We start from the raw sequence: 26,121 nt of genomic DNA on the forward strand, positions 1-26,121 counted from the left end.
GGTGCACTGACCCGGGGACGGCACCGCGAATCGGCTGCGAGAGCGCACACCGGATCCGACGAGGGGCCGGACGCGATGCGTCCGGCCCCTCGTGGTTCGATCAGCGGCGTCCGCTAGCCGGTGAACCCGACCTTGGTCCAGTCGATGTTCTGCGCGCCCGCGAAGGCGCCGTAGTTGGCGAGCTTCGGGTTCTGCGCGACCAGCGCCGGCTTCGCGGTGATCGGCATCGAGTGCCCGATCGCCCACACCTGCTCGTCGATCTGGTTCCAGATGGCGTTCGCCTTGTCGGTGTCCGGCTCGGACAGGGCCTTCTCGGTCAGCTTGTCGATCGCGTTCGAGCTGACGCGGCCGTAGTTCTGACCGGTGTCGCCCGAGGTGTAGATCGTCGCGCTGCTCGAGTGGAAGCCGGTCCCACCCCAGACGAAGATCGTCATGTCGTAGTTGCCCGGTGTGACGTACTGCTCGAAGAAGTCGTCGGTGGCGACGGACTTCAGCTTCAGCTCGACGCCGACCTCCTTCAGCTGCTGCTGCATGACCTGCGCCAGCTGCTGGGACGTCGGAGCGCCGGACGGAATGGTGATCGCGATGGACAGCTTCTTCCCACCCTTCGACCGGTACTCACCGTCGGTCTTCCAACCGTCGTCGTCGAGCAGTTGCTTCGCCTTCTCGACGTCGAACGTGGCGTTCGGCTTGGTGTTCGACGTGTAGCCCTTGTCCGTGGACAGGAACAGGTGGTTGTCGAGCGTGCCGAGCTTGTAGGGAAGGGTGCCGCCGATGACCTGCGCGAGCGCGTCGCGGTTCACCGCGTGCTGGATCGCCAGCCGGAGCTGCTTGTCCTTGAGCAGGCCGTTGGACGAGAAGTCCACGTGCGTGTACTGGGCCGAGGTCGACGCGAGGATCTTCGTGTTCTTCGCGTCCTTCACCCGGTCGAACCGCTCCGACGTCGTGGTCAGGACGGAGTCGATCTCCTTGTTGAGGTACGCGTCCACGTCGGCGTTGCCGTCCAGCGAGCGGAAGATGACCTGGTCGAGCTTCGGCTCGTCGCCCCACCAGTTGTCGTCCGGCTTCATCGTGACGGTGCCGGCCGTCTCGTCGAGGTCCGTGATCTCGTAGGGACCCGAGGAGACCGGGACCTTGCCCTTGTAGCCGTTGTTGAACTGCTCGGGCGTACTCGTCTGGCTCGCGGGGTAGAGCGGGCTGAACAGCGACTTCCAGTCCGAGAACGGCGTCGCGAACCGCACGACGACGTCACGGTCGGTCGCGCCCTTCGTGACGGACTCGATGTCCTCGTAGCCGGTCGCGCCGGCGATCAGGTACGCCTCGTCCTCGCCGTTCGTGGTCTTCCACTCGTTCTCGAAGTCACGCCAGGTGATCGGCGTGCCGTCGTTCCACTGCGCCTGGTCGTTGATCGTGTACTCGATCGTGAGCGGGTCGTCGCTCGTGACCTCGGCCTTGGTCACGTAGTCCCTGTTGAGCGTCGGAGCGCCCTTCGCGTCGATCGTGTAGATGAACGGCATCGTCGCCTGTTCGATCGTCGACGCGTCGACGAGTGGGCCGTCGACCTGGTTGTAGTTCCACTGCGAGACCCACTGCGAGATCGGCAGACGGAGCGTGCCACCGTCCTGCAGGTCGGACACCGGCGTGGCGTTGATCTGAGCCGAGGTCGGCAGCGTCTTCTTGCCCGAGTCGTTCCCGCTGGTTCCGCCGGAGTCGCCGGAGCCGCCTGCGCAGCCGGTCACGGCGAGGGCGATGCCGGCGAGGGCCGCCGTCACCGCGAGGACTTTCCTGTGCTTCATGTGGTTCCCCTCTGGAAGTTGTCGTCGAGCCTAGGGCCCTCCGACGGGGGTAGAGCGCTTTTTCTGCACACGACGTCCGTTCGTTACGCAGCGGGTCGTCCGGCGACATGTACCGGAAACAAACCAGGCCCTATGGTGGCCTCCATGATCCGCTTCCTGGCGCGTCGACTCGTGTACTACGTCGTGCTCGTGTTCCTCGCGACCTCGCTGACGTACTTCCTGGCCTCGGCGACGTTCAGCCCTCGATCCGTCTACGCGGAGCGCAACCCCGCACCCTCGGCCCAGGTCATCGACGCGAAGCTCGACGACATCGGCGTCAACGACAAGACGCCGGTCGTGGTGCGGTACACGCACTGGCTCGGTGACGTCGTGCATGGCGACCTCGGGCAGACGATCCAGGACCGTTCGGTGAACGAGCAGTTCTTCCCGCGGCTCGGGGTGAGTCTCCGGCTGTTGCTCGTCGGGTCGGTCGCGGGCATCGTGCTCGGAGTGCTCGTGGGCGTGTGGAACGCGATCCGCCAGTACCGGATCTCGGACCGCGTGAGCGCGGCGATCTCGATCGTGCTGTTCTCCACGCCCGTCTTCCTCACCGCGGTGTTCCTCAAGATCGGAGCGACGAAGCTCAACCAGGACGCCGGCCGGCAGCTCGTCAACTTCACCGGAGAGGCGACCCCGGGGCTCGACGGGACACCGTGGACACTGCTCGTCGACCGCGGGGTGCACCTGCTCCTGCCGACGATCTCGATCGCCGTCGGCCTCATCGCGATCTACAGCCGGTACCAGCGGGCGACGATGCTCGACGTGCTCGGCTCCGACTTCCTCCGGACCGCCAGGGCGAAGGGACTCACGCGCGGACGGGCGACGTTCAAGCACGGCCTCCGCACCGCGCTCATCCCGATGACCACGCTCTTCGCCTACGGGTTCCTCGGCATCCTGACCGGTGCGACCCTCACCGAGAAGATCTTCGCCTGGAACGGGCTCGGGTCGTGGTTCATCGACGCGGTGAACAACAACGACGTCAACGTGGTCACGGCGTACACGCTGTTCGCGGCCGTGGTGGTGCTCGTCGCCGGGTTCCTCGCGGACCTCGCGACCGCAGCGCTCGACCCGCGCGTCAGGAGGGCATGACATGACCGACACCCGGATCGAACCCGTCGACCCGACGCTCGTCGCGCGCAGCGACGTGCCGGCCCGACCGACGGGGCAGGGCAACCGGCTCCTCCAGACGGTGCGCCGGCTCTTCATGAACCGCGGTGCCGGGATCGGCGTCGTCGTCGTCCTGCTGCTGTTCGCCTTCGCCTTCATCGGGCCGCTCGTCAGCCCGTGGCAGTACTCCGAGATCGACTACACGTCGTTCACCCGGCCCCCGAGCGGCGCGCACTGGTTCGGGACGAACGGCATCGGGCAGGACGTCTTCGCCCAGACCGCGCGGGGCATGCAGAAGAGCCTGCTCATCGGGCTGCTCGTCGCGGTGTTCTCGACCGCGATCGCGGCGATCACCGGGGCAGCGGCGGGCTACTTCGGCGGCTGGGTCGACCGCATCGTGATGTTCTTCGTCGACATGCTGCTCGTGCTGCCGTCGTTCCTCATCATCGCCATCATCAGCCCGCGCATCCAGAACGCCGGGTGGATCGTGCTCGTGGTCCTCATCACCGTCTTCGGCTGGATGATCACGGCACGGGTCGTGCGGGCCATGACGCTGTCGGTGAAGGAACGCGAGTTCGTGCGGGCCGCCCGGTACATGGGCATCGGGCCGTTCCGGATCATCTTCCGCCACATCCTTCCGAACGTGGCGTCGTTCCTCATCATCGACGGCACCATCCAGGTCGCGACCGCGGTGCTCGGCGAGACGACGCTGAGCTACTTCGGCTTCGGTGTCCAGGCGCCGGACGTCTCACTCGGGACGCTCATCGCCCAGAACCAGGACAACGCCCTGACGAGTCCGTGGCTGTTCTACTTCGCCGCCGGGGCGCTCGTGGTCTTCGCGATCGCGGCGAACCTCATCGGGGACGGGCTCCGCGACGCGCTGGACCCGACCTCGACGACCGGCAAGCGGCAGAAGCGCAACCGCCGTCGGGACCAGAACCAGGCGGCCGTCGACGTGGCCGCGCTGAACACACAGGCCGGATCGGGCGCATGAGCGTCGCGGACGACCGGGGAAGCAGCATGAGCACCATCACGAACGGCTCGACCACGGGCGCGACCACCACGGAGCCGATCGTGCGGGTCCGGGACCTGCACGTCCGGTTCCCGACCCCGCGGGGGACCGTGCACGCGGTCCGGGGCGTGGACCTCGAACTCCGCCGGGGCGAGGTGCTCGGCATCGTCGGCGAGTCCGGGTCGGGCAAGTCGGTGACGAGCATGGCGGTCCTCGGACTCCTGCCCGACACCACGAAGGTCAGCGGGTCGGTCGAGCTCGACGGTGAGGAGCTGCTCGGCCGGTCGGACAAGCAGCTGAGCCGGCTCCGCGGGGACAAGGTCGCGATGGTCTTCCAGGACCCGCTGTCCGCGTTCACGCCGGTGTACACGATCGGCGACCAGATCGCCGAGACGGTCCGACTGCACCGCGGAGCCTCGAAGGCGGAGGCGCGAGCACGGGCCATCGAACTCCTCGAACTCGTCGGCATCCCGGAACCGAGCCGCCGCGTGGACGCCTTCCCGCACGAGTTCTCCGGCGGCATGCGCCAGCGTGCCATGATCGCGATGGCCATGGCGAACGACCCGGACGTGATCCTGGCGGACGAGCCGACCACCGCGCTGGACGTGACGATCCAGGCACAGATCATCGAGGTGCTCCGGACCGCGCAACGCGAGACCGGTGCCGCGCTGGTGTTCGTCAGCCACGACCTCGGCGTCATCGCGGGGATCGCCGACCGGATCGCGGTCATGTACGCCGGTCGGATCGTCGAGACGGCCACGGCCGAGGAGCTCTTCGCCCGCCCGCGGATGCCGTACACGATCGGGCTCATCGGCGCGCTGCCGAGGCTCGACGCCACCGACCGGTCACCGCTCGTGCCGATCCCAGGCGCACCGCCGTCGCTCATCGGCCTGCCGGACGCCTGCCCCTTCGCGGATCGGTGCCCGTTGGTCAGCGAGGTCTGCCGGTCCACCGAGCCGGTGCTCGCGCCGCCCGTCGGCGTCGGTGACGGCGCGGACACGATCGCCGCGGCCGCCCGGACGGCGTCGGCCGGACACACCGCCGCCTGCCACCGCACGGCGGAGGTCGCCGCCGAGCAAGCCGATGCCGGCCGGATCTTCTCGCTCCCCGTCATCCCGCAGGACGCCGATGCCGTCGCGTTCGAGGCGGCGCGGACCGCCCGCGAGCCCGTCGTGCACGTCGAGGGCCTGACGAAGACGTTCCCGCTCGTCAAGGGGTCCGTCTTCCGCCGCAAGGTCGGTGACGTCTACGCCGTCGACGGGGTCGACCTCGACATCCGCCGCGGTGAGACCCTCGGCCTCGTCGGGGAGTCCGGCTCCGGCAAGTCGACGACCCTGCACCAGCTCATGGACCTCGACCGGCCCGAGGCCGGCACGGTCGAGCTGTTCGGGGAGTCACTCGCCGAAGCGACCGCCCGGGGTGCTGCCGGCACCCGTGCCCTGCGGCAGCGCATCTCGATGGTGTTCCAGGACCCCTCCGCCAGCCTGGATCCGCGCATGTCGGTGTACGACGTCGTCGCCGAACCGCTCCGCGCGGTCGGTGCGCCGGCGTCGCGCATCAGCGAGCGCGTGCCGGAGCTGCTCGAGCTCGTCGGTCTGCGGGCAGCCGAGGCCGACCGGTACCCGCACGAGTTCTCCGGCGGCCAGCGGCAGCGCATCTCGATCGCGCGCGCCCTCGCCGTCGAGCCGGACCTCGTGGTGCTGGACGAGCCGGTCTCCGCGCTCGACGTCTCCATCCAGGCCGGCGTGCTCAACCTGCTCGCCGAGCTCAAGGCACGGCTCGGACTGTCCTACCTGTTCGTGTCGCACGACCTGTCGGTCATCCGACACGTCGCCGACCGCGTCAGCGTGATGTACCTCGGTCGCACCGTCGAGGAAGGCGCCGTCGACGACGTCTTCGAGCGCCCGATGCACCCGTACACCGCGGCACTCATGTCGGCGGTGCCGGTACCGGACCCGGTCGTCGAGCGCGCACGGAAGACGATCCTGCTGCCGGGGGACCCGCCCAGCCCGACCGAGCGCCCGACCGGGTGCCGGTTCCGGTCGCGCTGCCCGCTCTACGCGCTCCTTCCGGAGGACGAGCGGCGCCGGTGCGAGCAGGAGGAGCCGGAGAAGGCGCCGCGTCGCGGCGAGGACGTCGACCACCGGGCGGCGTGCCACTACCCGGAGAAGGTGCCCTCGATCGCGGCGTAACCGGATGCCGGACGGGAGGCGGTGCGCACGGACTGCACGCCGCCTCCCGTCCGTCTCCGTGCACCGACCGCCTGCTCAGATCTTCGGGTGGTTGACGACCGGATCGTCCCACGTCGGCGGCGTCGGGTACTCACCCGGTCGGGACTCGGTCGGCCAGTTCAGCGTTGCTCGACCGTAGACGGCTGCGGACAGCGCATCGGAGTCGTTGGTCCAGAACGGTTCGCTGTAGACGTCGAGGGAGTACCGGCCGTCGACGTCGAGGGAGTACTGGATCTGCCACCCGTCCCCGGTTCACGCCCAGACCTCGTGACTGCCCGAGATCGCTCGCACTCGGAACGTCCATCCCTTCGTCCTGAAGTACTCGAGCATCGGATCGAGGTCACGCTTCGCGCCCGATGCGCCGGGCGGTGCCCACGTACGTGGCGCGTGGAGGTAGTAGCTGTTGACGAAGGTCGCGCCGAGGAGCGGTGCGACACCGTTCGATCCATCCAATGGAAGGTCGTCGCCCCTGTCCCACTCCCATTCTCCGTGGTGTACCTGGTTCTGCGTCTCCGCGAGGAGGTGCTGCATGTGTCGGTAGCGATCCCGGTACCGGTCGAATTCCTCGTGCAGCGTGAGTTCCGCGACGTCGTCCTGCGTGAGTCCGGCTGCGTCCTCCGTCGTGTGCGCTGCTCCCGCTGCGCAGCCGGCCAGGAGTACGACCACGACGAGGGTGACGAGGGTGAGCGTCCGTCTTCGTGACTGCATCAGATCGTGGGGCGATTGATGATCGGCGTGTCCCACTCGGGCGGCTTCGGGTACTCGCCGGGAGAAGAGCGATCCGGCCATCGCAGCGGTGCTCGTCCGAACACCGCCCGGGAGAGTGCGTCGGCGTTGTTGGTCCAGAAGAGGTCGCTCGAAACGGTGAGGGAGTAGCGGCCGCTCGGTTGGATGAAGTACTCGACGTGCCAGCCGTCGTGGGCGGTGCCGTCGAGGTAGTAGGTGTCCGCGACCCGCTCGACGTGGGTGTCCCAGCCCCGTTGTGCGAAGTAGTCGATCATCGGGTCGAGGTCTGTTCTGGATCCCGTGGCTCCTTCCGGAGTCCACGCTCGGCTCGACTCGAGGAAGTAGCTGTTGTCGACGTCTGCACCGGGAAGGGGAGTGCGACCGTCTCCACCGATCCCCGGGTTGTCGTCACCACCGTTCCAGTCCCACTCGCCCTGGTGGACCGCACGCTGTGCCGCGGCCAGCACCCGCTGCATCTCCTCGTAGTGCTCCCGGTACCGGTCGAACTCCTGGTGCAAGCTGAGCTCGGCGACGTCAGCACGTGTCAGTCCAGCCGCGTCCTTCGGCATGGGGGTTCCTCCTGCTGCGCAGCTGACCGTCAGCCCGAGTGTCAGGGCAGCGACGACGATCGCGCGCAGTTCCGTCTTCATGGCCTTCATGCTGGCTCTCCGTCCGCGATGATCTCGGCGATGTGCCGTTGCGCCGTCGACCCGGACGAGAGGTACCCGACTCCGTGCCGTGGACACATCTCGTGGCCCGTGACGGCCTTCGTGCCGGGGCCGACTTCCGAGGAGAAGACCTCGACCCCACGGAGATCCCGTGGGTCTGTACGGTTCGACCGACCGAGGGCCGCGACGTGGTCGTCCCGACCCTCGGTCGCGAACACGCGGTGGGCGTTGAGGTGGTCCGGCTTCGTGGTCTCGGTGAAGCCGACCGAGCCGTACGTGACGAAGGAGTCGATCCTGTGCCGTGCCTGCGCGAGTGCTTCCGCAGCGGTCGTCGATCCGTAGGAATGACCGAGGACGGTCGTCGACCGCGGAGGGCGATCTGCGCGAGCGTCGACGACGCCGTCGAGGAACGAAGCCAGGTTCGCTCCACCAGTGCTGGCCCGGCCTCGGCCCGGCACCTCGGGGAAGGACGGTGCGCGGTAGCCGAACCAGGAGACGACAGCGAACGACGACTTCTGGTCCAGACGCGCTGCCGTCGAGAGGAGCCCGTGTGCAGCGCGTACCTTCTCCGACGCACTCCCGACCGTCGTCGTCGCGCCCGGCACGTTCACCGTCACGTTCGACGCCGTGTCGAGGTCCCCGAGCGAGATCGCGGCCACCAGGGCGCCGTTCGAGGCTCCGAACCCGACCAGCTGAGCGACCTTCGCCGACGGCGGGGCGAGTCTGGCAGCCGACTGGTCAGCGCGCTCGAGCCCGTCCCGCAACGCCACGACCTGCCGCGTGAACTCCTCGAGGTCGACCGCGCCGTACGTGTACGGCAGCCCGAGCATCCGGTACACCCGCCCCGGGTCCGCGACCGCTGCACGGAGCACCGCGCGCGAGGCGATGTCCCGCACCGCTGCCGGGAGCCCGTCGATCCCGGCGAGCTGCAGCTTCGTCGTCAGCGGCAGCGCATCGACGTCCTGGTCGGACAGGCCGAGCGCGTGCCAGGCCGCCGCGACCTCGACGGTGGTCGACGACGGGTCGAGGACGCGCTGGAGCTCCCCGGGCAGTCGGGACGCCCCGGCCACGTCGAGCACGCCGTCGGACAGGGACCCGCCTCCGGCAGCGGCGAAGGCGTCCGCGATCCGGTCGAGCCACGCAGCGTCCGCAGCGTTCTCGGCGAGGTGGTCCTCGAACCCCGGCACGAGGGTCGCGTCGTCCACCGGCACCCATGCGCACGTCCGGGTGAAGGTCACCCAGGCGTTCCGTACCCGGGTGAGTTCCTGGGCGGTGGCCGCGTCCTGTGCGCGGGCGCGTGCAGCGGACCGGCGCAGGCGTTCCGGGTCCGCGCCACTGCGGCCGCCGGACCCGCCGCTGCTCGTCCGGACCCGGGCCCGCGCGCGGAACCACGCCGTGAGCGGCGTCGGGCGGACCGGCATCTCGGACGGCTTCGGGTCGATCACCGCGTCGCTCCAGTCCAGCGCGGATCGCACCGGCGCCCCGATGCCGACGAGCACCTGGTCGCGCTGCCGTTCACGCTCGCGCCATGCCGCCAGGTCGTGCTGCCGACGCTGCTCGTCGTGCGCCTGACGCCGGAGGACGTGGAGCTGCCCGGCGAGGTCGTCGAGCGCCCGGACCAGGCGGACGCGGTCCTCCGACTCGATCGTGCGCGCCTGCTCGAACAGTCGTGCGTAGGCGCCGTGGAAGTCGTGCAGGGCGTGCTCGGCGGCAGCGCGTCGAGCGGCGCCACTCGCTCGGAGTGACAGCGCGACCTCGGTCGCGCACGAGAGCAGCCGCACGGCCGCGGCGTCGTCGAACTCGATCCCCATCGTCCCCCACATCGCTCTTGCTGACGTGTAGAACGTAGCATTTCACGAGCGAGGCGACCGTCGCGGTGTGGAGAACCGAGCGCACGCCGGACCGGAGGTCCGGCGCCGGACCGGGAACTCAGCTCCGGACCCGCACCGGGCCTCCCGGCCGGACGGGCGGGGTGGACGTGGGGCCACCGCACCGCCAGGACGGGCTAGGAGAACAGTCCGGGGAACGCCCGCGCGACGAACGGGTAGCCGACGAAGACCGTCGCGTCGAGCAGCACGTGCGTGATGACGAGGGGGAGCAGCCGCCCCCACTTCGTGTAGATCCATCCGAAGACGACGCCCATCACGGCGTTCCCGATGAACGCGCCGAACCCCTGGTACAGGTGGTAACTCCCACGCAGGACGGCGGTGGACAGGACCACCTGCCAGCGGCCCCACCCCAGGTCGCCGAGGCGGGCGTACAGGTAGCCGACGACGATGACCTCCTCCTGCAGCCCGGACCGGACGGCGGAGAGCAGCAGCACCGGGATCGTCCACCAGTACGAGTCGAGTGCAGCCGGGTCCACCGCGACGGTGATGCCGAGCGCACGTCCGGTGAAGTAGAGCGCCAGCCCGGGGACGCCGATGCCCAGGGCGATGAGCGCCGCGCCGCCGAGGTCCGGCCGAGCCCGGAACCGGTCGATGCCGAGCCGGCCGAGGTGCGGGCGGGAGGAGCTCCAGAGCAGCATGCACACGAGCGCGACGGGGGCGAGGTCGACCGCGATGCCGAGCAGCTGTCGCGCCAGGTCGACGTACTGCACCGTCGTCGTCGAGCTGTTGAGCGCCGTGGACTGGTCACCCAGGGGTGTCGTCTGCGACAGGTCGTCGACGATCTGCAGGATCGAGTACAGCGCGCTGGCACCGAGCGAGAGCATCAGCACGACGGTGATCTCGGTCCACGTTCGCCGTCGGCTCATGCGGTGTACTCCTCCTGGTTGCGCAACTACCGGTAGACTGGCGAGTCGGGCATGGTCCCGAACTCCGTCGGGCACGTCCCGCACTCCTCGGGCTGGTCCCGAACACCTTCGGGCCGGTCCCGAAACCGGGCGCTCGCCCGATCATCTTCCGAACACAAAAGGATGTCCTGTATGGCGCTCGCCACTCGGTCCGACCTGCGCAACGTCGCCATCGTGGCACACGTCGACCACGGCAAGACCACCCTCGTCGACGCGATGCTCACGCAGACCAACTCGTTCGACGCCCACTTCGAGGGCGAAGACCGGATGATGGACTCGAACGACCTCGAGCGCGAGAAGGGCATCACCATCCTCGCGAAGAACACGTCGGTGCTCTACAACGGCAAGCACGCCGCTGAGTACGGCGCGGGTGGTCCCATCACCATCAACGTGATCGACACCCCCGGCCACGCCGACTTCGGCGGTGAGGTCGAGCGCGGCCTCTCCATGGTCGACGGTGTCGTGCTGCTCGTCGACGCGTCAGAGGGCCCCCTGCCGCAGACCCGCTTCGTGCTCCGCAAGGCGCTCGCCGCCAAGCTCCCGGTGATCCTGCTCGTCAACAAGACGGACCGGCCCGACTCCCGCATCGACGAGGTCGTCTCCGAGTCCCAGGACCTGCTCCTCGGCCTCGCGTCCGACATGGCGGACGAGGTCGACGACCTCGACCTCGACGCGATCCTCGACGTCCCGGTGGTGTACGCCTCCGGCCGTGCCGGTGCCGCCAGCCGCAACAAGCCGAACGACGGCGAGCTGCCCGACAACGCCGACCTCGAGCCGCTCTTCGAAGCGATCCTCCAGCACGTGCCGGCCCCGACGTACGACGACGAGCACCCGCTGCAGGCGCACGTCACGAACCTCGACGCCTCGCCGTTCCTCGGCCGCCTCGCCCTGCTCCGCATCTTCCACGGCACGATGAAGAAGGGCCAGACGGTCGCGTGGGTCAAGCACGACGGCACCGTCCAGAACGCCCGCATCACCGAGCTCCTCATCACCAAGGCGCTCAACCGGTTCCCGGCCGAGTCCGCGGGCCCCGGTGACATCGTCGCCGTCGCCGGCTTCGACACGATCACCATCGGTGAGACCCTGAGCGACCCGGAGGACGTCCGTCCGCTGCCGACCATCACGGTCGACGACCCGGCGATCTCGATGACGATCGGCACCAACACCTCGCCGCTCGTCGGCAAGGTCAAGGGCCACAAGCTCACCGCGCGTCTCGTCAAGGACCGTCTGGACCGCGAGCTCGTCGGCAACGTCTCGCTCAAGGTCGTCGACATCGGCCGGCCGGACGCCTGGGAGGTCCAGGGTCGTGGTGAGCTCGCGCTCGCCATCCTGGTGGAGCAGATGCGTCGCGAGGGCTTCGAGCTCACGGTCGGCAAGCCGCAGGTCGTCACCAAGCGTGACGAGAACGGCAAGCTGCAGGAGCCGTACGAGCACATGACGATCGACACGCCGGAGGAGCACCTCGGCGCCATCACCCAGCTCATGGCCGCCCGCAAGGGCCGCATGGAGAACATGGTGAACCACGGCACCGGGTGGATCCGGATGGAGTTCATCGTCCCGTCGCGCGGCCTGATCGGCTTCCGGACGTCGTTCCTCACCGAGACCCGTGGCACCGGCATCGCGAACGCGATCTTCCACGGTTACGACGACTGGGCCGGCTCGATCCAGACCCGAATCAACGGCTCGATCGTCTCGGACCGTTCCGGTGTGGTCACGCCGTTCGCCATCACGAACCTCCAGGAGCGGATGACGTTCTTCGTCAACCCCACCGAGGAGGTCTACGAGGGCATGGTCATCGGCGAGAACTCGCGCGCCGACGACATGGACGTGAACATCACCAAGGAGAAGAAGCTCACCAACATGCGGTCGGCCAACGCCGACACGTTCGAGTCGATGACGCCGTCCCGGCAGCTGTCGCTCGAGGAGTGCCTGGAGTTCGCCCGCGAGGACGAGTGCGTCGAGGTCACGCCGGACGCCGTCCGCATCCGCAAGGTCGAGCTCGACGCGCAGGCACGCCAGCGCGCCTACGCCCGCCTGAAGCGCCAGGACGCCTGAGCACCAGCACCGCCCAGGAGGCCCGTCCTCCGTCCGTCGGCCCGGTCACCTCTCCAGGTGGCCGGGCCGTCGGCGTCCGTGCAGGACGCGTCCGAGCCGGGGGATACGGTGGTCGGGTGACTCTCGACCTGCTCTCGATCTACCAGGACCTGCACGCCCACCCGGAGCTCGGGTTCCAGGAGCACCGGACCGCCGGTGTCATCGCCGACCGGCTGGCGGAGATCGGTGGCGTCACGGTGACGCCCGGGGTCGGTGGCACCGGGGTCGTCGGGGTGCTCGAGAACGGCGACGGCCCGGTCCTCTGGCTCCGCGCCGACATGGACGGTCTGCCCGTGCAGGAACGCACCGGACTGCCGTATGCCAGCACGTACCGCGGCACCGACGAGGACGGCAACGAGGGCCCGACGATGCACGCCTGCGGACACGACATGCACGTGACCTGGCTGCTCGGGGCCCTGGAGCGCCTCGTCGCCACCACCGGGGACTGGCGTGGCACGGTGGTGGCGGTGTTCCAGCCGGCGGAAGAGGTCATCTCCGGTGCACGGGCCATGATCGAGGACGGCCTCGTCGAGCGCTTCCCGGAGCCGACCGTCGTGCTCGGACAGCACTCCGCTCCGGCGCCGGTCGGGGTGGTCGCGGTCGGTGCCGGTGCCGTGATGGCGTCGAGCGACCGCTTCACGGTGACGTTCAACGGCCGTGGGGCGCACGGCTCGGCCCCCCAGGCGTCCCTCGACCCGATCGTCACCGCTGCGTCCGCCGTCGTCCGGCTGCAGACGATCGTGTCGCGCGAGGTCTCCCCGAGCGACGCCGGTGTCGTCACGGTCGGCTCGTTCCACGCCGGCACACGGCCGAACATCATCCCGGACACCGCCGTGATCGAGATCTCGACCCGAGCCCGCAACGAGGAGACCCGGGCGCGGATCATCGCGTCGATCGAGCGGATCGTCCGGGCCGAGAGCGAGGCCGGGGGACTGGCCGAGCCGACGATCGAGCGTGCGCCGGGAGCGGACGTCCTCGTCAACGACCCCGAGCAGGCCGCCGTCGTCCTGGCCGCCGTGCGCGCCGTCGTGCCGCACGCCGTCGACATGGAGTCGGGGCTGGCGATGGCGTCGGAGGACGTCGGACAGCTCGCCACCGCAGCCGGCGCCCCGATCGTGTACTGGTTCACCGGCATCACCGACCCCGAGCTGTTCCGCCGCGGTGCGGAGATCCCGAGCAACCACTCGCCGTTCTACGCACCGCAGGCGGAGACGTCGATCCCGGTCGGGGTCGACGCCCTCGTCGCGGCGGCCCGGGCCTACCTCTCCTGACGCCCGCCGAGGCGACTTCCCAGCGAACGCACCACGAGTGCGCCGTCCGGCCGGTTACGGTACCGGCATGCGTCGCCCGATCCGCACCTCACTGACCGCCGCCGTCGCCGCCGGCATCGCACTCGCCGGTCTCAGCGGCTGCTCGTCGGACGCCGTGCGCCAGGCGACCGACCTCGGCTCCTCGGTCGCGTCGAGCGTGAGCGAGGGGGTCGACGGCATCGACGGAGCCGCGATCGAGCGGGGCATGGCGGACGTCGCGGGCGGGATCGACGGCGCGCTCGACACCGCCCTGCGCGGTGCGGACGTGACGAGCGACGGCCAGGTCCCCGACGGGTTCCCGTCGTCGGCCGTCCCGCTCGTCGACGGGAGCGTGCTCGGTGGTGGATCCGGCCCGGGAGGCTCTGGCTGGGTCGTGCAGGTCCGCACGGCCTCGGTCGACGACTTCGCAGCCGCGGCCCAGCAGCTCGCGGACGCCGGGTTCACGGCGTCGGCGGAGCGGACCGACCGGTCGAGCGCGTTCGGGATGTTCCGGAGCGAGGACCACCGCGTCGTCCTGACGTTCTCGCAGGCGGACGGCGGCGCCACCGCGACGTACATCGTCACCTCGCGCTGACGCCGGGTCTGGGCGGCCGACACCGGGCTCCCGGACCGCTTCCCGTACGCTTGCAGGCGATGTCCACGGCACCGACCACGCGCCCCGAACGCGTCCTCTTCGTCCACGCGCACCCCGACGACGAGACGCTGTCGTCCGGCGGCACGATCGCGACCCTGCTCGAGCTCGGCGCCCACGTCACGGTCCTCACCGCCACCCGGGGGGAGCGCGGCGAGATGCTCACCGCGGAACTCGCACCGCTCGCCGGGGACGGCCGGCGCGTCGCGGCCCACCGTGAGACCGAGATCGCGGCGGCGCTCGCGGCCCTCGGCGGCCCGGCGCACCTGTGGCTCGGCGGCCCGGGTGCCCGGCCGACGGACCTGCCCGAGCGTCGCTACACCGACTCGGGCATGCAGTGGGGCCCGGACGGCCGCGCCACGGCCGCGGGTGACGCCCCCGCGGACTCCCTGACCCGGGCGGACCTCGGCGAGGTCGTCGACGACATCCGTGCGGCGATCCGGTCGACGGGTGCCGACGCGGTGGTGAGCTACGCGGACGACGGCGGCTACGGACACCCGGACCACCTCCGCGTGCACGCTGCCGCCCGGTACGCGGCCCGGGCGGAGGAGGTCGCGTTCTCGATGATCGTCGACGCGGACTCCGGGCTCGCGGACGCCACGGTCGACGTCCTCCCGGTCCGCGGCAAGGTCCGAGCCGCGCTCGAGCAGTACCGGAGCCAGATCACGGTCGACCCCGCCGACCCGTCCGAGCCCGGCAGGTTGTCCTACGTGATGCCACACGGCGTGCGCCAGGCCGTACCGGCGCAGGAGGGCTTCCGCCACGACCAGGCCCCCGTCCCGACGGCACCGCAGACCTTCGTCGAGATGTCCGGCCCCGGTCGGGCTGCCGCCGTCGTCGTCACCGCGGCGGTCGGGCTGCTCGTCGGCGGCCTCGGCACGATCACGCACCAGCAGACCGTCGCGCTCGGGTCGTGGAGCGCCGCACCGATCGGCATGGTCCTCACCGCGCTCATCGTCATCGGGGTCGTGGTGGGCGTCCGCTTGTTGTACCGGTCGCGTCTGCTCGTCGCGGCCGTGGGCATCGGGATCATCCTCGCCACCCAGGTGCTCGTGGCCGTCGCCGGATCGAGCTCGCCGCTCGTGCTCGCGAACACCGCCGGGTACGTCTGGACCTTCGGGCCGGCGGTCGTCGCGATGCTCGTGCTGGCCTGGCCGGACCTCTCCGGGCTCCGGGTCCGTCCCGCGCCGGAGGCCGCCCGGTCCGAGGTCGCAGCCCCGCACGGGTAGACTCGCAGTCGCTCAACCCCGGAAGGGAGCACCCGCTCGTGACCTACGTGATCGCTCAGCCCTGTGTCGACGTGAAGGACCGTGCGTGCATCGACGAATGCCCCGTGGACTGCATCTACGAGGGTGACCGGTCGCTCTACATCCACCCCGACGAATGCGTCGACTGCGGTGCGTGTGAGCCGGTCTGCCCGGTCGAGGCCATTTACTACGAGGACGACCTCCCCGAGGAGTGGGCCGACTACTACAAGGCGAACGTCGAGTTCTTCTCCGAGATCGGGTCGCCCGGCGGTGCCGCCAAGGTCGGCGTGATCCACGCGGACCACCCGGTCGTCATGGCCCAGCCCCGGGCCTGACGCCCGTGGCGCTCGACCTGCCCGACTTCCCCTGGGACCAGCTCGCTCCGTACAAGCAGCGGGCGACGGCGTACGAGGGCGGGATCGTCGACCTCAGTGTCGGTTCGCCGGTCGACCCGACGCCCGACGTCGTCCGTCGCGCGCTGGCCGAGGCGACCGACGCCCACGCCTACCCGCAGGTCGCCGGCACCCCGGCCCTGCGCGAGGCCATCGCCGCCTGGTACGGCCGACGTCAGGGCGTGCAGCTCACCGCCGACCACGTCCTGCCGACCATCGGCTCGAAGGAGTTCATCGCCGGCCTCGCGCTCTGGCTGGGGCTCGGCCCGGGGGACACCGTCGTCTTCCCCGAGGCCGCGTACCCGACCTACGAGCTGGGCGCCGCACTCGTGCGCGCCGAGGCCCTCGCGGCCGACGACCCGGCGTCGTGGCCGACGAGCACGAAGCTCGTCTGGCTGAACTCCCCGGGCAACCCCGACGGGCGCGTCCTCTCGGTCGAGCAGCTCCGTGCCGCCGTCGAGCGCGCGCGGGAGCTCGGTGCCGTCATCGTCGGCGACGAGTGCTACGCCGAGCTCGGCTGGGACGCCCCCCACCACACCACGCCCACCCCGACGATCCTCGACGCCCGCGTGGTGGGCGACTCGTTCGACGGTGTCCTCAGCGTGTACTCGCTCTCGAAGCAGTCGAACCTCGCCGGGTACCGGGCGGCCTTCGTCGCCGGTGACCCCCGACTCCTCGCAGACGTGCTCGCGATCCGCAAGCACACCGGCATGATGCCGCCACTGCCCGTGCAGCAGGCGATGGTCGTCGCGCTCGAGGACCAGACCCACGTGCAGCAGCAGAAGGCCCGGTACCGCAACCGGCGCACCGTGCTCAGGACGGCACTGGAGCGAGCGGGGTTCCGCATCGACGCCAGCGGCGCCGGCCTGTACCTGTGGGCGACCCGCGACGAGCCCGCCCTCGACACCGTCGCGTGGCTCGCCGACCGCGGCATCCTCGTCGCTCCGGGGACGTTCTACGGTGCCGCCGGAGCGCGGCACGTCCGCGTCGCCCTGACGGCGACGGACGACCGGATCGCGGCGGCCGCCCAGCGACTCGCCAGCGCAGGGCGCGTGACGGGCGGCTGACGGGCCTCCAGACCGACTCCACCCACCGACCCGGCGTCCGCGCAACCGTGGTTCCACACCAACCGACGGTCTCCGGGCTGTACCGGATCGACAGTCGCCGCCGTTAGGCTGTCCAGCGTGACTGACACTGCCAACGACGCTCAGAAGACGGCCACACCGCCCACGACGCCCGTCCCCGTGAGCCCCGGCGCCGGACAGGCGACCGAGACGGCCACGCTGACGTACCCGGGCGGGCAGGCGGAGTTCCCGATCCTGCCGAGCGTCGACGGCGCCTCGACCGTGGACATCTCCACGTTCAAGAAGCAGACCGGGATGAACACGCTCGACTACGGCTTCGTGAACACCGGCTCGACGAAGAGCGCCATCACGTACATCGATGGCGACCAGGGCATCCTGCGGTACCGCGGCTACCCGATCGACCAGGTCGCCTCGAACTGCACCTTCCTCGAGGTCGCCTGGCTTCTGATCTACGGCGAACTGCCGACGCCCACCGAACTCGAGGCGTTCGACAGCAGGATCCGGCGGCACACGCTGCTGCACGAGGACCTCCGCCGGCTGTTCGACGCGCTCCCGCACTCGGCGCACCCGATGTCCGTCCTGTCCAGCGCGGTCAGCGCCCTGTCGACGTACTACGAGGACGACATGGACGTCGACGACCCCGAGAAGGTCGAGCTGCAGACCGTCCGGCTCCTCGCCAAGCTGCCGGTCATCGCCGCGTACGCCCACAAGAAGGCCATCGGGCAGGCGTTCCTGTACCCGGACAACTCGCTGTCCTTCGTCGACAACTTCCTCCGGCTCAACTTCGGCACCATGGCCGAGCCGTACGAGCCGAACCCGGTGCTCTCGAAGGCGCTCGACCGGCTGCTCATCCTGCACGAGGACCACGAGCAGAACGCCTCGACCGCCACGGTGCGCCTGGTGGGGTCGACGAAGGCGAACATGTTCGCGTCGATCTCCGCGGGCATCAACGCGCTCTACGGGCCGCTGCACGGCGGTGCGAACGAGGCCGTGCTCGAGATGCTCCAGCAGATCAAGGACTCCGGCGAGCCCGTCACCCGCTTCGTCGAGCGCGTGAAGAACAAGGAGCGCGGGGTCAAGCTCATGGGCTTCGGACACCGCGTGTACAAGAACTACGACCCGCGCGCGAAGCTCGTCAAGGAGTCCGCCGACGAGGTGCTCGAGGCGCTCGGGGTGCAGGACGACCTGCTCGACATCGCGAAGGAGCTCGAGCAGATCGCGCTCGAGGACGAGTACTTCGTCAGCCGCAAGCTCTACCCGAACGTCGACTTCTACACCGGCATCATCTACAAGGCGATGGGGTTCCCGCCGCGCATGTTCACGGTGCTGTTCGCCATCGGCCGCCTGCCGGGTTGGATCGCCCAGTGGCGCGAGCTCAACAACGACCCGCTCAACAAGATCGGGCGCCCGCAGCAGCTGTACGTGGGGCACCCGAAGCGGGACCTGCCGCACCGCTGACACCCTGACGGGCTGACGCACGTCCTGCAGGAGGTCTCGCTCTCGCTCGCCGACTGGGTCAGCGCCCACCAGCACGAGATCGTGGACCACCGTGAGCGGTTCGACGCCGTGCGCGAACAGGGAGCGAGCGGCGCCACGGACGCGTCGAGCACGCCCTAGGCGTGCAGCGCCGTGTTGAGCTGGATCCCCTCGCCCTTCCGCTGCAGCGCCTCCACCGCACCCGTCAGGGAGTTGCGGCGGAACAGGACGTTCGGCGCGTCCGACAGCTCGGCGGCCTTGACGGTGCGTGGCGTGCCGTCCGGGTTCGGGGCGGCTCCGACCAGGACGACCTTCGTCCCCGCGGTGACGTACAGCCCCGCCTCGACCACCGAGTCGTCCCCGAGCGAGATGCCGAGGCCGGCGTTCGCCCCGAGGAGCGCGCGGGCGCCGAGTCGGACACGGTGCGTGCCGCCGCCGGACAGGGTGCCCATGATCGACGCGCCGCCGCCGATGTCGGTGCCGTCGCCGACGACGACGCCCTGCGAGACCCGGCCCTCGATCATCGCCTCACCGAGGGTGCCGGCGTTGAAGTTGACGAAGCCCTCGTGCATGACGGTGGTACCCGGGGCGAGGTGCGCTCCGAGCCGCACCCGGTTCGCGTCACCGATCCGGACCCGGTCCGGCACGACGTAGTCCACCAGCCGGGGGAACTTGTCGATCGCGTGCACGGCGATGCCGGCGCGCTGCAGGGCCGGGCGGAGGCGGGTGAGCGCTCCGGGGTGCACCGGGCCGGCGTTGGTCCAGGCGACGATCGGCAGGTGGCCGAACACGCCGTCGAGGGAGATCTCGTTCGGCCGCACGTGCAGGTGGCTGAGCAGGTGGAGGCGGAGGTAGGCGTCGGGCGTGCTCGTCGGAGCGTCGTCGATCACGATGTCGACGGTGACGACCTCGAGCCGGACCTCGCGGACGGGGTCCTCCCCGGCCGCGGCCTGCAGGCCGGCGGGCACCGCTGCGTCCGCTGGGCGCTCGCCGAGGGACGTCGACGGGAACCAGGTGTCGAGGACCGTGCCGTCGGCGGCGATCGTCGCGAGGCCGTGGCCCCAAGCGGAGGTCGGGCGGGGGTCGGCGGTCGTGTCGGTCGAGTCGGTCACGGCACCAGGGTACCGAGGTGCCGGACCGGACCTCCGGACCGGCCGGACGGACGCTGCGGGGCCGGACCGGGCCTCCCGAGCGGAGCGCCGCCGCGCCAGCGGGACGCCAGGGCTGCCGGATAAGGTGACCGCATGCCGCAGCCGCTCGACCTCAGTGCCTCGTCCATCGACATCACCCGCGCGATCTGCGACATCGAATCGGTGTCCGGCAACGAGGGCGCGCTCGCCGACGGGATCGAAGCCGCCCTGGCCCCGCTCGACCACCTCGACGTGGTCCGCGACGGCGACGCGATCGTCGCCAGGACGCAGCTCGGTCGGGAGCGCCGGGTCGTGATCGCCGGGCACATCGACACCGTGCCGCTCAACGACAACCTGCCGACCGAGTTGCGCACCACCGAGGACGGCACCGAGATCCTCTGGGGTCGCGGGACGGTCGACATGAAGGCCGGCTGCGCGGTGCAGCTCAAGCTCGCGGTGGACCTCGTCGCCCCGAACGTCGACGTGACCTGGGTCTTCTACGACCACGAGGAGGTCAGCGACGCCCTGAACGGTCTCGGCCGCCTGGCGAGGACGCGTCCTGAACTCCTGGCCGGCGACTTCGCGATCCTCGGCGAGCCCTCGGGCGCACAGATCGAGGGCGGCTGCAACGGCAACCTCCGGGCCGAGATCCGCACCTCCGGCAAGCGTTCGCACAGTGCCCGGAGCTGGATCGGCGACAACGCCATCCACAAGACGGCCCCGATCCTGGCCACCCTCGCCGCCTACGAGCCCCGCACGGTCACGGTCGACGGACTCGAGTACCGCGAGGGCCTCAACGCCGTCGGGATCTCGGGCGGCATCGCCGGCAACGTCATCCCGGACGAGGCGATGGTGCACGTCAACTACCGGTTCGCCCCCTCCCGTTCCGCGGACGAGGCGGTCGAGCACATCCGCGAGCTCTTCGACGGCTACGACGTCACGATCGTCGACCTCGCCGCCGGTGCCCGCCCGGGCCTCGACGCACCGCTGGCGCAGCAGTTCGTCGCAGCCGTGGGCGGTCCCGCGCCGCGCCCGAAGTACGGCTGGACCGACGTCGCGCGGTTCTCGGCGCTCGGCGTCCCGGCCGTGAACTACGGCCCCGGCGAGCCCGTCTTCGCGCACCACGACGACGAGCAGGTCCCCGTCGCCCAGATCACGGCCGTCGAGGACGGGCTGCGGCGGTGGCTGACGGCGTGACCACCGCCTCATCGGCCGTGCCGCGTGCACGGTCGTCGCGAGCGGCGCCGACGTGGGTGGTCGTCCGGTGGCGGCTCGTGCCGTGGTGGTTGCGCATCACGGCGGTCTACGCGCTCTCGCGGGTCCTGACGACGGCGCTCATGTCCGGCTTCGCGAGGATCCAGCCCGCCAACTCGTTCACGGTGCAGCACCCGACGTACCTGTCGTTCGCGTCAATCTGGGACGGCGCCTGGTACCGGGTCATCGCGGCGAGCGGGTACCCGTCGACGCTGCCGGTGGACGCCGCCGGACACGTGACGGAGAACGCATGGGCGTTCATGCCCGTGTACCCGTTCACGGTCCGCGCGTTGATGACCCTGACGGGCGCCTCGTTCGAGTTCGTCGCCGTGTGGGTCTCGTTGCTCGCCGGGTGGGGTGCCGCCCTGGTGTTCCGGCGGCTGATGGGACGGTTCCTCGACCCGACGCGCGCGACCTTCGCCACGGTGCTGTTCTGTGTCGCGCCGGTCTCCGTGGTGTTCCAGGTCGCGTACGCCGAGGCGCTCGGCCTCCTGCTGCTCCTCGTCGCGCTGCTCCTGCTCGTGCAGCGGCGCTTCTGGGCGATGCTGCCCGTGGTGCTGCTGCTCGGCATGACCCGACCGACCGGCCTGGCCTTCGCGCTCCTCATGGGCCTGTTCGTGCTCGTCGGGGTGCTCCGGCCGGCCTGGCTGCGGATGTCCGAGCGGCTGACCCTCCGCACCGCTCTCGCCCCGGCCGTGGTCGCGGTGGTGTCCGGACTCGTCGGCCTCGCCTGGCCCGCGATCGCGTGGGCGGCGACCGGGGTCCCGAAGGCGTACACCGACACCGAGCTCGCCTGGCGGTCGTCTTACATCGGCTGGGGAGAACTCGTCCCGTTCACGCCGTGGGTGCAGGGCTTCGAGTGGTGGTTCCGGCAGCCGGCGGGCACGATCCTGCTCGTCGTGGTGCTCGTCGGGTTCGCGGCCGTGGTGTTCCAGCCGGCCGCCCGTCGCATCGGCCTCGAACTGCGGCTCTGGGGCGTGGCGTACCTGGTGTACCTGCTCGCGGTGTTCTTCCCGCAGTCGAGCACGTGGCGGATCCTGCTCCCGATCGCACCCCTGCTGGGCGTCGTGGCGTTGCCGCGATCGCGGGTCTACCGTGTCGTCCTCGTGGTCCTCGCGGTCGTGTCGCAGTGGACCTGGCTGTACTTCTGTTGGTGGGTCGACGGGTACGACTGGACGCCACCGTGACCGTTCCGGGTGCCCGCCGCGGACACCCCCGAGCCGGGCGGTTTCGCAGTCGCGCCTGTCTACGGGATAATGGCCCCTGTTCGTACTGCACGAAAGGGGACATCTGATGGCAGCGATGAAGCCGAGGACCGGCGACGGGCCGATGGAGGCTGTCAAGGAGGGTCGACTCATCATCGTGCGGGTTCCGCTCGAGGGTGGAGGCCGCCTGGTGGTCTCGGTCAACGACGCCGAGGCCAAGGAACTCCACGACGCACTGGCAGAGGTCGTCTCGGCCTAGTACGTCGACGCACCACCACGGAAGGCCCGGGACGCGTACGTCCCGGGCCTTCCGTGCGTCCGGCCCTGGCCTGGAGCTGTCGGTCGCGCCCGCCATGATGGTCACGTGCCCCGGGACCGCATCCGCAACCTGCCGATCCGCCGTGTCGAGGAGTACCTCGACCCGAGTCCCATGCCCCGCGACGAGTGGCCGGCGACGCTACCACCGGTCCGGCAGCTCCTCGACGACGGCCTCGAACTCGGCCCCGTGACGGTCCTGGTCGGCGAGAACGGTGTCGGCAAGTCCACCCTGGTCGAGGCGATGGCCCTCGCGTTCGGCATGTCGCCGGAGGGCGGATCGACGGGATCGGGGCACTCGACCCGTCCCTCGGAGTCGTCCCTGTCGGAGCACATCCGCGTGGTCCGCGACTTCGGTGCCGCGCGGAGTGGGTTCTTCCTCCGGGCCGAGACCATGCACGGGCTCTTCACCTCCCTCGAGCAGCACCCGGGCGCCCGACCCGAGACGCGGTACCACGAGCGCAGTCACGGGGAGTCGTTCCTGGAGTTCGTCATCGACCGCGCACGGTGGCCCGGTCTGTGGCTCCTCGACGAGCCGGAGTCGGCGCTGTCGTTCTCGGGCTGCCTGACGCTCATCGCGCTCCTGCGGTCCATCGTCGAGGACGGGGTCGGGCAGGTGGTTCTGTCGACCCACTCGCCGGTGCTCGCGGCGTTCCCGGACGCGACGGTCCTCGAGGTCGGGGAGTGGGGCATCCGGCGGTCCGACTGGGCGGACCTGGACCTCGTCCGGAACCAGCGCGCGTTCCTGCAGGACCCGGGACGGTACCTGCGGCACCTGGAGTGACCCGGGTCTCCCGGCGGACGCACCGACCCGACGCACCCGGTGCCGACCGCGTCAGGCCGTGAGCTTCGTCATCTGCAGCAGCCCGTCGCCCGCGGGGGACAGGGCGCTGCGGACCGCGCCGGAGGTGGAGACCTCGGTGAGGAGCAGGCGGAAGTCCGTGGTCGCACGGTCCCGCTTGACGGGGTCGGCGACCTTGCCGCGCCACAGCGCGTGCGGGACGAGCACGGTGCCGCCGGTCTTCGCCAGGCGCAGGCCGTGCTCGACGTACTCGATGACGTGCTCCGGATCGGCGTCGATGAGGACGACGTCGTAGCTGGCGTCGTTCATCCGCGGCAGCACCTGGGCCGCACGACCCGGGATGAGGCGGACCCGACCGGGAGCGGTACCGGCGGCGATGAAGGCGTCCCGCGCGTACTGCTGGTGGTCGATCTCGACGTCGATCGTCGTCAGCGTGGCGTCGGGCGCACCCGCGAGCAGGTACAGCCCGGACACGCCGAGGCCGGTCCCGATCTCGATGATGCTCGTCGCACGCGATGCGGCGGCGATGACGCTCATCTGCGCCCCGATGGCCGGGGAGACCGGTTCGACCCCGAGCTCGAGGGAGTGCTCACGCGCACGGGCGACACCGTCGGGTTCGGAGACGATGTCCTCCGCGAACTTCCAGTTCGAGTCTTTCTCTGACACGCACACTCCTCGTCGGTCAACTCTACGGGTGACTCGCCGACTCCACGCGTTAGGCTCGCTCCCGTGAACATCCAGCTCGACAAGATCCTGATCATCGGGATCATCGCCGTGCTGTTGCTCGGGCCGCAGCGGCTGCCCCTCTACGCCCAGAAACTCGCCGACTTCGTCAAGGCCGTCCGCCGGTTCGCGGACAACGCCAAGGACCGGATGCGCGAGGAGATGGGCCCCGACTTCGACGACGTGGACTGGCAGAAGCTCGACCCGCGTCAGTACGACCCGCGCCGGATCATCCGGGACGCCCTGCTCGACTCGCCCTCGTCGGGGGCGGAAGCAGCGACGGCGGCGACCGTGACCGCCGCCAAGGTGCGGGCGCCCGCGCCGGTCGTGCCACTCACTGCGGGTGAACCCGCGCCGTTCGACGCCGAAGCGACCTGACGTCGGCACACACGGGCACCGGGGGTCAGGACAGCGTCAAGCCGAGCTTCCGGCCGGCGAGTCCCCGACCCATCGCGGTGAGCCGGTCTGCCACGGCGTCGAGCGCGACCGCCGCGGGGTCCGCCGGGTCCCCGAGGACGACCGGGAGGCCCGCATCACCCCCGGCGCGCAGCGGCACCGAGAGCGGGACCCGGCCGAGCACCGGCACGGGGGCGTCCTGCCCGCGGGACAGGCGCCGAGCGGTCTCGTCCCCGCCGCCCTCGCCGAACAGGTGCAACACGCTGCCGTCGGGCTGCACGAGCCCCGCCATGTTCTCGACGACGCCGATGACCTTCTGACCGGTCTGCCGCGCGACGATCCCGCTGCGCTCGGCCACGTCCGCCGCTGCCGCCTGGGGGGTGGTCACGACGAGCACCTCGGCGTGCGGGAGCAGTTGGCCGACCGAGATCGCCACGTCCCCGGTGCCCGGCGGCATGTCGAGCAGGAGCACGTCGAGGTCGCCGAACCACACGTCGGACAGGAACTGGTTCACGGTCCGGTGCAGCATCGGGCCACGCCAGGACACCGCGGTCGAGACGTCGTCGACGAACATGCCGATCGAGACGACCTTCACCTCGTGGGCGACCGGCGGCAGGATCATGCTGTCGACGCGGGTCGGCCGCGGGGCGACGCCGTGCTCGTCGGTGAGGCCCATCAGGCCCGGGATGCTGAAACCGTGCACGTCGACGTCGACGATGCCGACGCGCTGCCCTCGACGGGCGAGCGCCACGGCGAGGTTCGCCGTGACCGTGGACTTGCCGACGCCGCCCTTGCCGCTCGTCACCGCGATCACCCGGGTCAGCGAATCCGGGGTGAACTGCACGCCCTGGGGACGACCCTCGCGCAGCCGCTCCGTGAGGGCCCGACGCACGGCCGGGTCCATCACGGACACGTCCACGTCGACCGTCGCGACGCCCGCCACGGAAGCGGCGGCGGACCGCACGTCCCGCTCGATGGTGTCCGCAGCCGGGCACCCCACGATCGTGAGCTGCAGGTCGACGCGCACCGAGCCTCCCGGCTGGACGTCCACGCCGCGGATCATGTCGAGCTCGGTGACGGGCCGGCGGATCTCGGGGTCGAGGACGCGGCCGAGCGCGGTGAGGACCGCGGCGGCGAGCTGGTCCTCGGTGGTGGTGCCGTCAGCCACGCGTCACCGAACGCTCGTGGCCGTGCCCGCGGTCGTCCAGGTCGTCGAGGTCCTCGGGGTCGCCGTCGCGACGGTCGAGTTCCTCGAGCAGGGAGCGGAGCTCGGCGCGGATGAAGTCCTTCGAGGCCATGTCGCGCATCGCCAGGCGGAGGGCGACGACCTCGCGGGCCAGGTACTCGGTGTCGGCCAGGTTCCGCTCGGCCCGCTGCCGGTCCTGCTCGAACTGCACGCGGTCGCGGTCGTCCTGCCGGTTCTGCGCGAGCAGGATCAGCGGTGCCGCGTACGAAGCCTGCAGCGAGAGCACCAGGGTCAGCGCGGTGAAGCCGATCGCCGCGGAGTCGAACTGCCACGACTTCGGTGACAGCGTGTTCCAGCCCATCCAGAGCACGCAGAACAGGGTCAGGCCGATCAGGAACCAGGGCGTGCCCATCGCACGAGCGATGCCCTCGGTCGCGCGACCGAACGCGTCACCGCGTCCACGTCGACGGGTCGGCAGGACGCGGGTGCGCATGCCCTTCGG

Annotated in this window: 24 protein-coding genes; 15 read left to right on the forward strand and 9 right to left on the reverse strand. The window is 70.5% G+C overall.

Annotation, left to right across the window (positions count from 1 at the left end):
• Positions 1–113: 113 nt before the first annotated feature.
• The gene (locus tag DEJ18_RS03940; RefSeq protein WP_111209625.1) at positions 114–1,796 is read right to left on the reverse strand and encodes an ABC transporter family substrate-binding protein; all 1,683 of its coding nucleotides are present in this window, start codon (positions 1,794–1,796) and stop codon (positions 114–116) included.
• Between the two features lie 144 nt (positions 1,797–1,940).
• Between DEJ18_RS03940 and DEJ18_RS03945 the strand changes: the two genes are divergently transcribed.
• From DEJ18_RS03945 to DEJ18_RS03955, 3 genes are read left to right on the forward strand one after another with little or no spacing between them, the layout of a single operon-like run.
• Positions 1,941–2,924: an ABC transporter permease gene (locus tag DEJ18_RS03945; RefSeq protein ID WP_111209728.1), complete on the forward strand. Its 984-nt coding sequence runs from the start codon at positions 1,941–1,943 to the stop codon at positions 2,922–2,924.
• A 1-nt stretch (position 2,925) separates the two neighbouring features.
• The gene (locus DEJ18_RS03950) at positions 2,926–3,936 is read left to right on the forward strand and encodes an ABC transporter permease (RefSeq protein WP_111209626.1); all 1,011 of its coding nucleotides are present in this window, start codon (positions 2,926–2,928) and stop codon (positions 3,934–3,936) included.
• Between the two features lie 26 nt (positions 3,937–3,962).
• On the forward strand, positions 3,963–6,146 hold the full coding sequence (locus DEJ18_RS03955) for a dipeptide ABC transporter ATP-binding protein (protein ID WP_111209729.1): 2,184 nt from the start codon (positions 3,963–3,965) through the stop codon (positions 6,144–6,146).
• A gap of 291 nt (positions 6,147–6,437) precedes the next feature.
• On the opposite strand, the gene DEJ18_RS03960 is transcribed toward DEJ18_RS03955, so the two are convergent.
• The 4 genes from DEJ18_RS03960 to DEJ18_RS03975 form a co-directional block, all read right to left on the reverse strand.
• Positions 6,438–6,893, reverse strand: coding sequence for a hypothetical protein (locus DEJ18_RS03960; RefSeq protein WP_111209627.1), 456 nt, complete (start codon positions 6,891–6,893; stop codon positions 6,438–6,440).
• Positions 6,893–7,561 (reverse strand): DUF4148 domain-containing protein, encoded by a 669-nt coding sequence (locus DEJ18_RS03965; RefSeq protein WP_146241478.1) that lies wholly within the window; start codon positions 7,559–7,561, stop codon positions 6,893–6,895. The genes DEJ18_RS03960 and DEJ18_RS03965 overlap by 1 nt, the downstream gene beginning before the upstream one ends.
• Positions 7,562–7,566: 5 nt before the next feature.
• The gene (locus DEJ18_RS03970) at positions 7,567–9,390 is read right to left on the reverse strand and encodes an alpha/beta hydrolase (RefSeq protein WP_181434115.1); all 1,824 of its coding nucleotides are present in this window, start codon (positions 9,388–9,390) and stop codon (positions 7,567–7,569) included.
• Positions 9,391–9,584: 194 nt separating this feature from the next.
• The gene (locus DEJ18_RS03975; RefSeq protein ID WP_111081042.1) at positions 9,585–10,334 is read right to left on the reverse strand and encodes a CPBP family intramembrane glutamic endopeptidase; all 750 of its coding nucleotides are present in this window, start codon (positions 10,332–10,334) and stop codon (positions 9,585–9,587) included.
• 171 nt (positions 10,335–10,505) lie between these two features.
• On the opposite strand from DEJ18_RS03975, the gene typA reads away from it, so the two are divergent.
• The 7 genes from typA to DEJ18_RS04010 all read left to right on the forward strand — a co-directional run bounded on the left by typA (position 10,506) and on the right by DEJ18_RS04010 (position 18,590).
• The gene (typA, locus tag DEJ18_RS03980) at positions 10,506–12,428 is read left to right on the forward strand and encodes a translational GTPase TypA (RefSeq protein ID WP_111081041.1); all 1,923 of its coding nucleotides are present in this window, start codon (positions 10,506–10,508) and stop codon (positions 12,426–12,428) included.
• A 116-nt stretch (positions 12,429–12,544) separates the two neighbouring features.
• On the forward strand, positions 12,545–13,738 hold the full coding sequence (locus DEJ18_RS03985) for an amidohydrolase (RefSeq protein ID WP_111209630.1): 1,194 nt from the start codon (positions 12,545–12,547) through the stop codon (positions 13,736–13,738).
• A 67-nt stretch (positions 13,739–13,805) separates the two neighbouring features.
• Positions 13,806–14,351: a hypothetical protein gene (locus DEJ18_RS03990; RefSeq protein ID WP_111209631.1), complete on the forward strand. Its 546-nt coding sequence runs from the start codon at positions 13,806–13,808 to the stop codon at positions 14,349–14,351.
• A gap of 59 nt (positions 14,352–14,410) precedes the next feature.
• Complete coding sequence (locus DEJ18_RS03995) at positions 14,411–15,637, forward strand: PIG-L family deacetylase (RefSeq protein ID WP_111209632.1); 1,227 nt, start codon at positions 14,411–14,413, stop codon at positions 15,635–15,637.
• Between the two features lie 38 nt (positions 15,638–15,675).
• On the forward strand, positions 15,676–15,990 hold the full coding sequence (fdxA, locus tag DEJ18_RS04000) for a ferredoxin (RefSeq protein WP_111081037.1): 315 nt from the start codon (positions 15,676–15,678) through the stop codon (positions 15,988–15,990).
• Between the two features lie 5 nt (positions 15,991–15,995).
• A complete protein-coding gene (gene dapC, locus DEJ18_RS04005) occupies positions 15,996–17,114 on the forward strand; it encodes a succinyldiaminopimelate transaminase (RefSeq protein ID WP_111209633.1) in 1,119 nt (372 codons plus the stop codon).
• 177 nt (positions 17,115–17,291) lie between these two features.
• Positions 17,292–18,590, forward strand: a complete 1,299-nt coding sequence (locus tag DEJ18_RS04010; protein WP_111081035.1) for a citrate synthase — start codon at positions 17,292–17,294, stop codon at positions 18,588–18,590.
• 155 nt (positions 18,591–18,745) lie between these two features.
• On the opposite strand, the gene dapD is transcribed toward DEJ18_RS04010, so the two are convergent.
• Positions 18,746–19,720 carry a 2,3,4,5-tetrahydropyridine-2,6-dicarboxylate N-succinyltransferase gene (gene dapD / locus DEJ18_RS04015; protein ID WP_111209634.1) on the reverse strand — a complete coding sequence of 325 codons (975 nt, stop codon included), beginning with the start codon at positions 19,718–19,720 and terminating at the stop codon, positions 18,746–18,748.
• 132 nt (positions 19,721–19,852) lie between these two features.
• On the opposite strand from dapD, the gene dapE reads away from it, so the two are divergent.
• From dapE to DEJ18_RS04035, 4 genes are all read left to right on the forward strand, one after another.
• Positions 19,853–20,935, forward strand: a complete 1,083-nt coding sequence (dapE, locus tag DEJ18_RS04020) for a succinyl-diaminopimelate desuccinylase (protein WP_111209635.1) — start codon at positions 19,853–19,855, stop codon at positions 20,933–20,935.
• Positions 20,932–22,179 (forward strand): putative hexosyltransferase, encoded by a 1,248-nt coding sequence (locus DEJ18_RS04025; RefSeq protein WP_258376843.1) that lies wholly within the window; start codon positions 20,932–20,934, stop codon positions 22,177–22,179. Before dapE ends, DEJ18_RS04025 begins: the two co-directional genes overlap by 4 nt.
• A gap of 106 nt (positions 22,180–22,285) precedes the next feature.
• Positions 22,286–22,456, forward strand: coding sequence for a DUF3117 domain-containing protein (locus tag DEJ18_RS04030; RefSeq protein ID WP_017887054.1), 171 nt, complete (start codon positions 22,286–22,288; stop codon positions 22,454–22,456).
• A 171-nt stretch (positions 22,457–22,627) separates the two neighbouring features.
• Positions 22,628–23,296, forward strand: a complete 669-nt coding sequence (locus DEJ18_RS04035; protein ID WP_111209731.1) for an AAA family ATPase — start codon at positions 22,628–22,630, stop codon at positions 23,294–23,296.
• A gap of 51 nt (positions 23,297–23,347) precedes the next feature.
• Here DEJ18_RS04035 and DEJ18_RS04040 read toward each other — a convergent pair whose 3' ends face one another.
• Complete coding sequence (locus DEJ18_RS04040; protein ID WP_110823687.1) at positions 23,348–23,980, reverse strand: O-methyltransferase; 633 nt, start codon at positions 23,978–23,980, stop codon at positions 23,348–23,350.
• 63 nt (positions 23,981–24,043) lie between these two features.
• Between DEJ18_RS04040 and DEJ18_RS04045 the strand changes: the two genes are divergently transcribed.
• Positions 24,044–24,415 (forward strand): twin-arginine translocase TatA/TatE family subunit, encoded by a 372-nt coding sequence (locus tag DEJ18_RS04045; RefSeq protein ID WP_111081032.1) that lies wholly within the window; start codon positions 24,044–24,046, stop codon positions 24,413–24,415.
• 25 nt (positions 24,416–24,440) lie between these two features.
• On the opposite strand, the gene DEJ18_RS04050 is transcribed toward DEJ18_RS04045, so the two are convergent.
• Positions 24,441–25,601, reverse strand: a complete 1,161-nt coding sequence (locus DEJ18_RS04050) for an Mrp/NBP35 family ATP-binding protein (protein ID WP_111209636.1) — start codon at positions 25,599–25,601, stop codon at positions 24,441–24,443.
• Positions 25,594–26,112, reverse strand: a complete 519-nt coding sequence (locus DEJ18_RS04055; RefSeq protein ID WP_111209732.1) for a DUF1003 domain-containing protein — start codon at positions 26,110–26,112, stop codon at positions 25,594–25,596. Before DEJ18_RS04055 ends, DEJ18_RS04050 begins: the two co-directional genes overlap by 8 nt.
• Between the last annotated feature and the right edge of the window lie 9 nt (positions 26,113–26,121).

It is taken from the genome of Curtobacterium sp. MCSS17_015 (assembly GCF_003234265.2).
Taxonomy (GTDB): domain Bacteria; phylum Actinomycetota; class Actinomycetes; order Actinomycetales; family Microbacteriaceae; genus Curtobacterium.

What these genes read in the sequence shown, in the direction of transcription:
- DEJ18_RS03940 (WP_111209625.1), bottom strand. Translation starts at nt 1,796, where the DNA reads ATGAAGCACAGGAAAGTCCTCGCGGTGACGGCGGCCCTCGCCGGCATC.
- DEJ18_RS03945 (WP_111209728.1), top strand. Translation starts at nt 1,941, where the DNA reads ATGATCCGCTTCCTGGCGCGTCGACTCGTGTACTACGTCGTGCTCGTG.
- DEJ18_RS03950 (WP_111209626.1), top strand. Translation starts at nt 2,926, where the DNA reads ATGACCGACACCCGGATCGAACCCGTCGACCCGACGCTCGTCGCGCGC.
- DEJ18_RS03955 (WP_111209729.1), top strand. Translation starts at nt 3,963, where the DNA reads ATGAGCACCATCACGAACGGCTCGACCACGGGCGCGACCACCACGGAG.
- DEJ18_RS03960 (WP_111209627.1), bottom strand. Translation starts at nt 6,893, where the DNA reads ATGCAGTCACGAAGACGGACGCTCACCCTCGTCACCCTCGTCGTGGTC.
- DEJ18_RS03965 (WP_146241478.1), bottom strand. Translation starts at nt 7,561, where the DNA reads ATGAAGACGGAACTGCGCGCGATCGTCGTCGCTGCCCTGACACTCGGG.
- DEJ18_RS03970 (WP_181434115.1), bottom strand. Translation starts at nt 9,390, where the DNA reads ATGGGGATCGAGTTCGACGACGCCGCGGCCGTGCGGCTGCTCTCGTGC.
- DEJ18_RS03975 (WP_111081042.1), bottom strand. Translation starts at nt 10,334, where the DNA reads ATGAGCCGACGGCGAACGTGGACCGAGATCACCGTCGTGCTGATGCTC.
- typA (WP_111081041.1), top strand. Translation starts at nt 10,506, where the DNA reads ATGGCGCTCGCCACTCGGTCCGACCTGCGCAACGTCGCCATCGTGGCA.
- DEJ18_RS03990 (WP_111209631.1), top strand. Translation starts at nt 13,806, where the DNA reads ATGCGTCGCCCGATCCGCACCTCACTGACCGCCGCCGTCGCCGCCGGC.
- DEJ18_RS03995 (WP_111209632.1), top strand. Translation starts at nt 14,411, where the DNA reads ATGTCCACGGCACCGACCACGCGCCCCGAACGCGTCCTCTTCGTCCAC.
- dapE (WP_111209635.1), top strand. Translation starts at nt 19,853, where the DNA reads ATGCCGCAGCCGCTCGACCTCAGTGCCTCGTCCATCGACATCACCCGC.
- DEJ18_RS04030 (WP_017887054.1), top strand. Translation starts at nt 22,286, where the DNA reads ATGGCAGCGATGAAGCCGAGGACCGGCGACGGGCCGATGGAGGCTGTC.
- DEJ18_RS04035 (WP_111209731.1), top strand. Translation starts at nt 22,628, where the DNA reads ATGCCCCGCGACGAGTGGCCGGCGACGCTACCACCGGTCCGGCAGCTC.
- DEJ18_RS04055 (WP_111209732.1), bottom strand. Translation starts at nt 26,112, where the DNA reads ATGCGCACCCGCGTCCTGCCGACCCGTCGACGTGGACGCGGTGACGCG.